This is a genomic window from Maricaulis maris, assembly GCF_036322705.1.
GTDB classification, from domain to species: domain Bacteria; phylum Pseudomonadota; class Alphaproteobacteria; order Caulobacterales; family Maricaulaceae; genus Maricaulis; species Maricaulis maris_B.
In genome coordinates this window covers 2,565,275-2,576,473 of the sequence record NZ_AP027270.1, presented here as the reverse complement: position 1 = coordinate 2,576,473, position 11,199 = coordinate 2,565,275, and the positions used below count along the sequence as shown (strand labels likewise).

Annotated in this window: 9 protein-coding genes and 1 pseudogene; 8 read left to right on the top strand and 2 right to left on the bottom strand. The window is 58.8% G+C overall.

The features are described 5' to 3' along the window. The first annotated feature begins 33 nt into the window (after positions 1–33). The 8 genes and pseudogenes from AAA969_RS12255 (at position 34) to AAA969_RS12220 (ending at position 7,489) form a co-directional block, all read left to right on the top strand. On the top strand, positions 34–1,875 hold the full coding sequence (locus AAA969_RS12255; protein ID WP_338246339.1) for an exostosin domain-containing protein: 1,842 nt from the start codon (positions 34–36) through the stop codon (positions 1,873–1,875). A gap of 231 nt (positions 1,876–2,106) precedes the next feature. Then, on the top strand, positions 2,107–2,706 hold the full coding sequence (locus AAA969_RS12250) for an FkbM family methyltransferase (protein WP_338246338.1): 600 nt from the start codon (positions 2,107–2,109) through the stop codon (positions 2,704–2,706). Between the two features lie 99 nt (positions 2,707–2,805). Further along, positions 2,806–3,213 (top strand): IS66-like element accessory protein TnpA, encoded by a 408-nt coding sequence (tnpA, locus tag AAA969_RS12245; RefSeq protein WP_338244217.1) that lies wholly within the window; start codon positions 2,806–2,808, stop codon positions 3,211–3,213. Continuing rightward, the gene (gene tnpB, locus AAA969_RS12240) at positions 3,210–3,557 is read left to right on the top strand and encodes an IS66 family insertion sequence element accessory protein TnpB (RefSeq protein ID WP_338244216.1); all 348 of its coding nucleotides are present in this window, start codon (positions 3,210–3,212) and stop codon (positions 3,555–3,557) included. The genes tnpA and tnpB overlap by 4 nt, the downstream gene beginning before the upstream one ends. A 98-nt stretch (positions 3,558–3,655) precedes the next feature. After that, on the top strand, positions 3,656–5,176 hold the full coding sequence (gene tnpC / locus AAA969_RS12235; protein ID WP_338246337.1) for an IS66 family transposase: 1,521 nt from the start codon (positions 3,656–3,658) through the stop codon (positions 5,174–5,176). Between the two features lie 46 nt (positions 5,177–5,222). Beyond that, a pseudogene (tnpC, locus tag AAA969_RS12230) lies at positions 5,223–5,963 on the top strand (IS66 family transposase); the annotation flags it as partial. 279 nt (positions 5,964–6,242) lie between these two features. Further along, positions 6,243–6,533, top strand: a complete 291-nt coding sequence (locus tag AAA969_RS12225) for a hypothetical protein (protein WP_295695996.1) — start codon at positions 6,243–6,245, stop codon at positions 6,531–6,533. A gap of 86 nt (positions 6,534–6,619) precedes the next feature. Beyond that, the gene (locus AAA969_RS12220; protein WP_295695998.1) at positions 6,620–7,489 is read left to right on the top strand and encodes a hypothetical protein; all 870 of its coding nucleotides are present in this window, start codon (positions 6,620–6,622) and stop codon (positions 7,487–7,489) included. A 201-nt stretch (positions 7,490–7,690) separates the two neighbouring features. Here the strand turns inward: AAA969_RS12220 and AAA969_RS12215 are convergent, their stop codons facing one another. Together AAA969_RS12215 and AAA969_RS12210 are read right to left on the bottom strand one after the other, a co-directional pair. After that, positions 7,691–8,380: an HlyD family efflux transporter periplasmic adaptor subunit gene (locus AAA969_RS12215; protein ID WP_338246335.1), complete on the bottom strand. Its 690-nt coding sequence runs from the start codon at positions 8,378–8,380 to the stop codon at positions 7,691–7,693. Between the two features lie 291 nt (positions 8,381–8,671). Beyond that, positions 8,672–11,035, bottom strand: coding sequence for an acyltransferase family protein (locus AAA969_RS12210; protein ID WP_338246334.1), 2,364 nt, complete (start codon positions 11,033–11,035; stop codon positions 8,672–8,674). Positions 11,036–11,199 lie beyond the last annotated feature (164 nt).

The window sequence follows — 11,199 nt, the reverse complement described above, 5'->3', positions numbered from 1 at the left end:
CCGAAGGGGGAAGTAGTGCCGATTTCTTTGTTCATGCCGTATTTCAAGCCATCCGATCCGGCGCGCGAGAAGGAACTGGTCCTCTGTCTGGAAAAGAACCGGGCGAATGATCTGATTTCTCATATTTATCTGATGATTGATGATGATGCGGCTGTCGATCAGTCAGATGGGCGGGTCACCGTGTTGCGGATGGACCGCAGGCCGACCTATGAGGATTGGACGCGACTCTCCGAGGCGTATTGTCCCAAGGATATATCGGTGCTTGCCAATGCCGATATCTATTTTGATGAAACGCTGAGCCTTCTCGAGCCTGTGTTTGATGCCGACCCGACGGGGTTTGTCGCATTGAGCCGGCATGAATTGTCGGGCAATGAAACCAGCCTGCATCCCAATCCGCATTGGTCGCAGGATACCTGGGCCTACTGGCCGGCGCACGCGTCCAACCCGGACCGTGATCGGTGCCTGAACTTCCCGCTGGGCGTACCGCGGTGCGACAACAAAGTGGCTTACACCTTCGCCGTCTATGGCCACGCCATCTACAATCCTTGCCGCGAGGTTCGAAGCATTCACGTCCATGAAACCGGGTTGAGAACCTACGACAAGAAGGGAGACCTTCGCATTGTCGGCGGCACGGCTATGGTTCATGCCAGTGAAGGCCTGACAGACCCGGCTGCGCTGGACATTGAAGTCTGGCCCGTACGATCAACACATTTTCGAGATGCCAAGATCAACAAGTCTCTCGAGCGCTGGGCGAGTGAGCGGGGAACTTCGCTCCCCCCTGTCCGGCCGATCGAACCGGGTGCGGTCGATGCTCCGCTGCGCGCGAAGGCACAGTCTGCTATATGGGTCGAGACAGCACCGCTTGCCGTGCCATCGCGGGACGGAGATCTGTACGTCGACCGGAATATTGTCGCATACGATGCGCACTGGCAGCATCCAGCCATCACCGAACAGCACGCATTCTCCCAGATCAGGTTGCTCGCGATGCGTGGCGGGAATGCCGCTTACCTCGGGTTTCCATGGGCAACCCTGATCGATGTTAGCAATCACAACAAGGGTGATACGGAACGTCTCTCGGCCCTCCAATCCGGTCTTGAAAGCGCTGCGCGGGCCGTTTCGGGCTACAAGCAGGTCATTACGGTTTGTCAGCATATCCACATGCTGAACTTCCCTGAGTTGTTCGAAGCGGCGGGTGTGACCGATGTATTCTGGTCACATGCTACCCACGGCCGGATCCGTTTCGGTGACGATCGGGGGTTGGCCATCCATCCATTCCCGCTCTACCCGGTTCAGATCCCGGAAGGCCCGGAGATACCGATTGAGGAGCGGCCCTATCTGTTCTCCTTCGTCGGCGCCAAGGCGACCCCGATCTATCTCACCCAGTCGCGGACATTCCTGATCGAGGAGCTGGCCGAACACCCGCGGGGTCTCGTTCAGGATCGTGAAACCTGGCATTACAACAAGATCGTCTATGACCATCAGGTCCTGGCGCGCGCGCAGAGCAGTGCGGGGCTGATTGATAAGAACGCGTCTGAAGAGTTCAAACAGGTCATGGCTCAGACGCAGTTCGCCCTCTGCCCGTCGGGTACCGGCCCGAACTCGATCCGTCTTTGGGAAACCATTTGCAGCGGTGCCATCCCGGTTGTGCTCGCCGACACCTACAAGGCTCCCGGCTCCCAATCGATCTGGGAACAGGCCGTGATCCAATGCGGTGAAGATCGTCAGAGCATCAGCCAATTGCCGGGGCGTCTCGAGGCAATCGCAGCCGATACCGAAGCCCTGCGCCGGCGCAGGGCCGCGCTGAAAATACTTGCTGCCCGCTATGGCCGAACCAATTTCGTCCCTGACGTGCTCAAGGCCCTGCAATCAGCCTAGATTGGCTCGCAGGCACCGATGGTAGCGGGAAGACACGAATAAAGATCAGGATTGGATTTGAATATGTCGACTCACGACCCGATTTTCTCAGAATTTGATGTCATCGACGTCGAAACTGATGGTGCGAGCATCTATGATTTCCTCGGGGTCGGGACCTAGGTTCGCTTCAAGAAGGGCTGGTCCCGGTTCGCGCCGAAAGCGGGCAAACGATTCAGCGCCAAGCTGCCGGTATTGAATGAGCACTATCTTGACTGGGTTGCGGTGCTCGAGAGCGTGGCGCGCGCGAAAGGCGTTTATAGGTTCGTCGAGCTGGGTGCGGGCTGGGGGACTTGGTCGTCCACCGCCCTCGCAGCTGTGCGACAACGGCGCGAGATTCACGATGTTGAAGCGGTAGCAGTCGAAGCCGATCTCACTCATTGGCAATGGATGGAAGACCATTTCCGCAAAAATGGTCTGCTTACCGCGGGGGTTCATCTCATTCATGGTGCGGTCAGCGCAGAGCTGGGCGAGATATCATTTCCTGTGATCGAGAATCCGGACGAGGACTTTGGCGCGTCACTCCGTGGGACGGCGACGGCTCCAAAATATGTCACGGTACGCGCCTACACGATTGAAGAGTTGTTGAACCGGATGTCTGGCCCTGCTGATTTCATGCATGTCGACATTCAGGGCGCCGAATATGATACGGTCCCGCAGGTAATCGGCGTTCTGAATGATCGCGTGAAAACGGTTCTCATTGGCACACATTTGTCATCAGACGGACATCACTCGATGGTCACACTGTTTCGGAATGCTGGATGGCGGATCCGAATGGACGTAAGCGTTCGGTGAACCCGCCCTTGTCTAGATTTCCGGTATCGCGAGTCTATGGGCTCGCGGTCGGGTGGTAGTGCCCACTAGCGTTCATCGTGGGCATTATCGGAGAGGGACATGGCGGGAGTTACGGGGCGCCGGTATTGGAGCCTGGAAGAGAAGCGGGCGATCGTGGCGGAGAGTTTCGAAGTCGGCATGTCGATCGCTGGTGTGGCGCGGCGTCACGACATGAACGCCAACCTGATCAGTACCTGGCGCCGCGATCCGCGCTTTAACCCGAGCCTGGCCGAGGGCGCCTTGCCTGAAGCCGAGCCGGTCTTCCTGCCGGTTGAGATCGGGACCGAAGCCTTTGCGCCCATCGCCATGGGGTCTCGCACTGATGCGACTTTGCCGGCCACTGATCCACCTGCATCGCCCAGCCCGATCGAGATCGCGCTGGTGTGCGGTACGCGGCTACGCGTTGAGAGCCATGTCGAAGAAGCCGCGCTGACGCGGGTGATCCGGGCGATCGGAGCAGCAGCATGATCCCGGTTCCTGCCGAGACGCGGGTCTGGCTGGCTGGCGGGGTGACGGATATGCGCAAGGGGTTTAACGGGCTGGCCGCACTGGCCGAGAGTAAGCTCAGCGAAGATCCTCATTCCGGTCAGATCTTCATCTTCCGGGGCCGGCGCGGTGATCTGGTGAAGATCATCTGGTGGGATGGCCAGGGGGCGTGCCTCTTCTCCAAGCGGCTGGAGCGGGGGCGGTTTGTCTGGCCGTCTGCGGCCGACGGCAAGGTGGCGCTCGGCCGGGCGCAGCTAGCGATGTTGCTGGAGGGCATCGACTGGCGCATGCCGCAGCACACCTGGAGGCCCTTGGTGGCGGGTTGAAGTGTCTATAAAGTATAGACGCATATCATTGTATTTATTGTACTAAATTGCCGATTTTCGATTCACATCACGCTGCGGCTCAGATAGATGTTGAGCCCATGATCACCGCGCCAAGCCAGCTTCCCGATGACATCGACGCCCTCAAGGGCGCGGTCGGTATGCTCGAGCGCGAGCTCTATAATCGCGATCTTCTCATCGAGAAGCTCAAGCATCAACTGGCCGGACTGCGCCGCCACCAGTTCGGTTCCCGCTCGGAACGCCTCGATCAGCTTGAGATGCGGCTGGAGGACGAGGAGATCGCCGAGGCCGCTGAGGCACCAGCGGTTGGGACCGAAGTCGAGACCGGGTCAGCGCAGGCGCACGAACCGGCCAAGCCCAGCCGCAAGTCCTTGCCCGATCACCTGCCGCGTCATGACGAGATCCTCTCGCCCGGCGAGGCCTGTCTATCCTGCGGCGGCGGGCTCAAGCCGCTGGGCGAGGATATAACCGAAGAACTGGAATACGTACCGGGGCGCTTTGTTGTGAACCGCATCAAACGCCCGCGCATGGCGTGCACGTGCTGCGAGCGCATGCACCAGGCCCCACTGCCTTCACGCCCCATCGAGAAGGGCCGTCCCGGACCGGGGCTCCTGGCGCATGTCCTCATCTCCAAGTATGGCGATCACCTGCCGCTTTACCGCCAGAGCCAGATCTATGCCCGCGAAGGCATCGAGCTGGAACGCTCCACCCTGGCCGGATGGGTGGGACAGTCCGCGCGGCTGCTGGAACCGCTGGCCGAAGCCATCGGGCGCCATGTCCGCCAGGGCCAGGCCATCTTCGCCGATGATACCCCCATGAAGATGCTCGCTCCGGGCAAGGGGCGCACCGCCACCGCCCGCATGTGGGCGTATGTCCGTGATGAGCACGGCTGGTCGGGCAGTGCCCCGCCCGCGGCCCATTATCGCTTCTCAACAGATCGCAAGGGCGAACATCCTGCCGATCATCTGGCCGGCTATCGCGGGTTCATGCATGCCGATGGCTATGCCGGGTTCAACCGGCTCTACGACACCGGCCAGATCACCGAGGTGGCCTGCATGGCCCATATCCGGCGTAAGTTCGTGGATGTGCAAACGGTGTCCGGCTCGGCCATCGCCCAGGAGGCGGTTGAACGCATTGCCCGGCTTTATGCGATCGAAAAGGCGATCCGCGGCAAACCGCCGGACGAACGCGCCGCGGTACGCCAGGCCCGATCAAGACCCGTGTTCGAGGACCTCGACGCCTGGCTGCAGACCCAGCTCACCCGGATATCCGGCAAGACGCCTCTTGCCGCAGCGATCCGCTATGGTCTCACGCGGATGAAAAAGCTGGAACCCTGGCTCCACCACGGCGTCACCGAGCTCGATAATAATACCGCGGAGCGCGCCATCCGACCCCTGGCGGTCGGGCGAAAGAACTACCTCTTCGTCGGCTCGCCCAGCGGCGGTAAGTCCGCGGCGATCGCCTATACCCTCATCGAGACAGCCAAGCTCAACGATGTCGATCCGCAATCCTGGCTCACCGATGTCCTCGCCAACATCGCCGACACCAAGATCACTCGCCTTGAAGACCTCATGCCCTGGTCTTACGCTCAGCGAAACTGAGCGTAAGACAGGTGCGTCGCCCCTGGTAGGGCGGGTTGGCCGGACGGTTACGACCTATGTGCGCGACGAGCGGGCCTGGGCCGGTGAGGCGCCGCCGGCGGCCTATTATCGCTTCACCCCGGACAGGAAGGGCGAGCACCCGGTCGAGCACCTGGCGGGATATAGAGGCTTCATGCATGCCGACGGCTATGCCGGATTCAACGCGCTCTACGACACCGGCGAGATTACCGAAGTCGCCTGCATGGCGCATATCCGGCGCAAGTTCGTCGACGTGCACAAGGCCTCCGGCTCGGCGATCGCCGAAGAGGCCATCCAGCGCATCGCCCGGCTCTACGCCATCGAGAAGGCCATCCGCGGCAAGCCGCTGGACGAGCGCGCCGCGGTGAGACAGGCCCGGTCGCGGCCGATCTTCGAGGCGTTCGACACCTGGCTCGCGACCCAACTGACCCGGATATCCGGTAAGACGCCTCTCGCCGCGGCGATCCGCTATGCCCTCACGCGCATGAAGCGGCTTGAGCCGTGGCTGGCGCATGGCGTCACGGAACTGGACAACAACGCTGCCGAGCGCGCCATGCGCCCGGTCGCCCTGGGCCGCAAGAACTTTCTGTTCGCCGGCTCGATGAAGGGCGGCCACGCAGCAGCTTGCCTCTACACCCTGATCGAGACCGCCAAACTCAACGGCGTCGATCCCCAGGCCTGGCTCACCGACGTGCTCGCCCGCATCGCCGACACCAAAATCACCCTTCTCGACGACCTCCTGCCCTGGACCTACGCTCAGCGAGCCTGAGCGTAGGCGAGGCCGCTCTTCACCGGCAGGGCGGGTTCACCGGACGGTTTTGGAGGGCCAGCTCGTCCCGGCTCATTAGCGTCTGGCCACGGCCCTAGTCGATTGTAACTGACGGCAAGCTGCTGCAACGCTTGCCCAATGACCAGTAGTTGTGAATGAAACCATTTCGCCACGGAAGCGCTCTCCTTGAATCGGCGGAAGCAATATTCTCTCGATTTTTTCTGGACACGAAACAACCTAAGCGGCAGTCTGAGATGGCATGCTTAAAAGGAGGACCCTATGCGTGTACTGACCGTAGCGGAAATGGACTACGTGGCTGGTGGATATTACGATGGTAATCCGCCCGACAATCCCGATGGACCCGACCCAGACAATCCGGGGCCGTTTCCTCCGATTGAGGACAATCGGGATCTTATCGAGCCGGAAATTGGTGGGGGTCAAGGGGACAATGATGAAGGCGGGTTAACTGCTATTACAGCCTGCGCTATTCTCACCGCGCTGGGCGGCGATCCCGCGATAACCGCAGGCATTTGTATGCACGCACGTGATAACGAGACCGAAGGAAACTAGTCCTCGACTGGTGTTTCTGCTGAAATCTGAGCGGGCGCCGCGTGACACGCGGCGCCCGCTTCCAAATTGATGTGATAATGCCTTCCATGGCCCGATTTTGGATCATTATTTCTGCAGTGTTTTGTTGGGGATGTGATACTCCCGCTGCAGAGGAATTCACTGCTCTACTGCCATCGCAACACGATGCAGAATGTGACCCTCGAGCAAGCCCACCCCAGATCTGGCAATCCGGCCAGGAGGGCATGCTCTGTGGTGTCCTTGGGCGCACTGCAAGCGACTTCCTAGTTTCGCTTGAACCAGGTGAGCTTGAGTTCCTCACTGTCAGAAGTACGGGCGGTGATGGCATTCTGATCAATACGATAGTTGAGCAGATCAATAGTAAAGCCATTGCGGTGGCGTTCGACGGCATATGCATCTCGGCGTGCGTCGAGCTTTACGTAGGAGCGAACAAAGCGGTGCTCCGCGAGCGAGCGATCTTCGTTGCTCACTCCACATTAGGATATCGGCTGGAGCTCATTCGGCGCACCGCTGAGTGGGCGCAGGCAGAGCATCGGGCTGTCGCAGATGTCGGAGCAGAGTTCGAGAGAAGTTTTCAATTGGCGGCGACAATCCCGTGGAGATTTCATTTAGAAAGCACCGCTCTAGTGGAGCCAATTTGTGCCGGAGCGATCAACGATGGTGTCATATCATTGGTCGCGAACGGACGTACAGCGTTCGAGAGTACTCACCAGTACTGGTTGCCTTTAGCCGAAACGCTCCAACGATGGCGTGGCGACGATCATGAACAAGCAACCGTCCAGCTCTACGATGAAACATTGCCGGATCGCATGGTAGCGCAGTGGTCGTTCGTAGGCGGTATGAATCTCCGACATCCGTTGCCTGACAGCCAAGTCATCCTAGAAGGAGAGAAAATCGCTCGCTCGACGATAGGTCTATGTGTTGAAGAGGCTGATTAGTGGCACAAGAAAAATCCCTTGGTCACGATCTTTGACGAAGAGGATACTATGTATGTTGCAGTGTACCGGAAACGCTCTTCAAAATCATTGTGACCGATCAGGGACAGGCGGGCTTTCTCCTCGCGCACGTTGTCAGCTCGTTTCGAAGAGCACTGAGGCGGCGCCGCCGGAATTGCAATCTGCTCGACATCCGAAGCTTCGCTAGTTTCGCACCGCTAGCACCGGGTCCATTACCCATCGCCACAGCGGACGTTCGTCCACGATCACATCGGCGCTTAGCGTCATGCCGGGCTGGAGCGGCTGGGAGGAGCCATAGGCCGAGACACTCTGCCGGGCGAGATCCACGCTGAGCCGATAAACCGGTGCCTGGACGGAGATCGGCGCGGCGAGCTCGCTCGGAGACAGGGCCGAGGTTGAAAGGTCGGCCACGTGGCCCTCCACCGTTCCAAAACGCTGGTAGTTGAACGCATCGATCCGCAACCGGACGGCCTGGCCGGGTTCGACGAATCCCGCCGCGCTGGTCGGCACCAGGAGGTGGGCCCGCAGGACCTCACCCTCCGGCACCAAGGCGGCCAATGGCAGCTCGGGTCGGACTGCCAGCCCGATCGAGGCCTGGACGGACGTCACGCGGCCGGCGATCGGGGCGGAAATCGTGTACCCGGCTGCGCGTTCGAGATCGCGCCGGGCCTGCTCCAGTGCCGTTACGCTGTCTCGCGCCCGGGACAGTTCGAGATCGCGCCGGGTAGGCAACTGGGTTACCTGGTGGCGTACTTCACTCAACTGGCGTTCGCGTTCCAGCCGCTGACGCGCGATATCCTGAAGCACGCCTTGCGCATTGATCAGCGAGTTGCGGACGCGTTCGATAAGGCTGCAGCTGGTTGGAAAGGACATGCGGTCTTACGTCTTACGCTCAGCGAAACTGAGCGTAAGACAGGCCCAGCGTCATCGGTAGGGCGGGTTGGCCGGACGGTTACGAATGGACTATGAGCGTGGGCGTTTGTGCGAAACACCCTATGGCAAGATACAGCTCGGGGACGGCGCCGTGGTTGCGGAAAATCCGAAGTTCGTTCAGAGCAGATTCTGATCATTCGGGCTCATACCCTGCCGCAACTACTTCATCGCCGCAGGGTATGAGCCCGAATGATCAGAATCTGCTCTAGCGAGTGCGACTCACCGGTCTGTTCAATCGATGAAAAGATCACATAGACGAATGCCGCGGTTGCCACTCGCTGACAATTGTCCTGGGCGATACCTACCTTCAAGCCGAACCGGTTTGATCCCACCAGCACCTTCGATGTACTCGCCCTCGATGGTTAATCGGCCATCGGCATCGATAACGCCCCTCCAGCGCTCATATCGATCGTCGGATGGGGTGCCAATCTGGAAGCTGAATGCGCCGTTGGTTAGCGGGGCCTGGAATGTCCGCGTCGCGGCGGGCAGGTCCTCATTGATCGCTGCGCACTCCAAGCGAAGAGCCAGGATGGGGCTGACCGTTCCGGTTCTCGCTGGCAGTGCGGGGGTGTCCGGTTGGCCGACCGACCCGCGCAGCGCGGCGATCACGTCTGGCTGATTCAGTTCGATTTGCTGCGCGATCTGCTGCGCGAAATCCGGTCCTGTATGCGCGGCGTCCATGTAGATGAGCTGTTGATCGCCGAAGAGAGCCGGGCAGGTGTCCGTGCAAAATGCCGGCAGGACATCCATGAAAAAGGCCCCGTCGAACCGGCCGACAATGTCCTCAAGGAGGGCATTTTTCTCATGGGGATCGTACATGTGATAGCGGCTAAGATCCTGGTAGACTTGTGATCCTATGGGCGAGTCAAGCAACCCTGGGATGCTTTCGGAGTATTGAGGGCGCGCGCCGATCACGAAGACCTGCTTTCCAAGCGACGTGATGTATTCAATCGTACTTTCGATATTGATCGCACGCCAATGTCGCCAGTTGCTGACGAGCACGACTGCGGTAACGTCCTCACGGCTTGCCAAGACATCATATCGGTAGCGATTCAATTCCTGGCAGCTTTGCGGGCGGCTCGCGACACCCGGCTCCGGGTAGATAGGCAGGCAACCTCCACTGACGGCGCTGATCAATTGGTCCGGCGCTATCCAAGTCTCGATTAATGGTATGGTTTCTGCGCCATAGCTGTCCCCAATCAATATCACCTTCTGCCCCGCTGGTAGTGTGGGCAGGCAAGCGTCGACCATAAACTGATCGAACGGTTCGCCATAGGGAAGATGGCAACCCCGCGAGATGCGCCCCTGCCTGTAGCGGCGCGCACTGATCTCTCCAGCCAATTGGGTGAAGTGGTTTGCACCGAACTCGATCTCATTGCTGCTTTCCGCTGGTGTCGCGCCTGTATCCGCGATTTGTTGCTCGCTGACGGAAGGCGTGGCGGCAACGGGACCGCCATCCGCCGCATTCCGTTGCAGGAAAAAGGCCGAATAGGCCAGGGCGACGGCGGTAATTGTAGCGAGCGATGCCAAGCTCAGCCCAATCGCCTTTCCGGTCCGGTCGCCAAACTTGCGCCCGTACTGGCGCAAGGGCGTTTCGACCTGATGGTACAACAGGTCAGCGGCGGCGAAGCAGGCGAGGAGAATCAGCGCATCGATGACAATCGGTTTGTTGGGGCCAAGGTAGAATGAGGCGAACACCATGATCGGCCAATGAACCAGGTAGATGCTGTAGGCGCGTTTGCCGATCCAGGTGAACCAGCTTGAACCGATGGTGAGGCTAAGCGGTACGGTGTTGACATAGAGAATAAAAATCGATGCGCCGACCGTCGGGGCGAGCGCGGCGATAATGAAGTTATAGTCTTCACCGGAGGCGAAAACGGCACTGCCGACCATGATGACAAGGGAGACGAATCCGGCAGCACTGGCGGCCCCGTTTCCCGATTCGAACCAAGCCTGACGGTAAAAGTGTGCGCACGCGATCGATGCGCCGGCGGCGAACTGAAAGACCCTAGCGGGCATCAGGTAGAACATGGCTTGCGGATCAAACGAAAACAGGATCGCCGCAAAAGCTAGGGATGCAATGAACAGTAATGCATACCGGTAAAATTTGACTCCTACGGCAAAGACGATAAGTGCTGGCCAAGCAAGGTAAAATTGTTCTTCAACTGATAGCGACCAGTAGTGCAAAAACGGATTGCTTGATGAAATTGTGTCAAAATATCCAATATTGAAGTAATAGTAGATGTTTGAGGTCCACAGCGTCGAGGTCGCGAATGACCCAGTGAGTTCAGCGGTGCGATCTGAACCGAAAACATGCAAAGAGGCGATGTAGGTAATAAGCGCCGTGACGGTCGCTGCAGGCACCAGACGCGTTACACGTCTCCAGTAGAATTTACTGAAATTGAAAAATTTAGTGGTGCGCTCATTTATTATGTGACGAGAAATAATGTATCCGGATATTACAAAGAATATATCTACCCCTATAAAACCACCAGGCAAGTAGTTTTTGTTGAGGTGAAAAACCAATACCAAAATAATCGAAACTGCGCGTAATCCATCCAATGCGGGAATGTAATTAGAGGTGGTTCGCATCATTGATGGGCCTTGTATTTATTTGTCTAACGAATTCGACATTCTTATAGCGAAACTGCGCGCTCGATTTCATTTCCATCTTGGACACCGTCGTTGCCCGTGACGAGCGACGATTGAAGGTGTAACCGAATTTATATCGCCCCTGACCTGAGCCCTTCGGCTCCCTC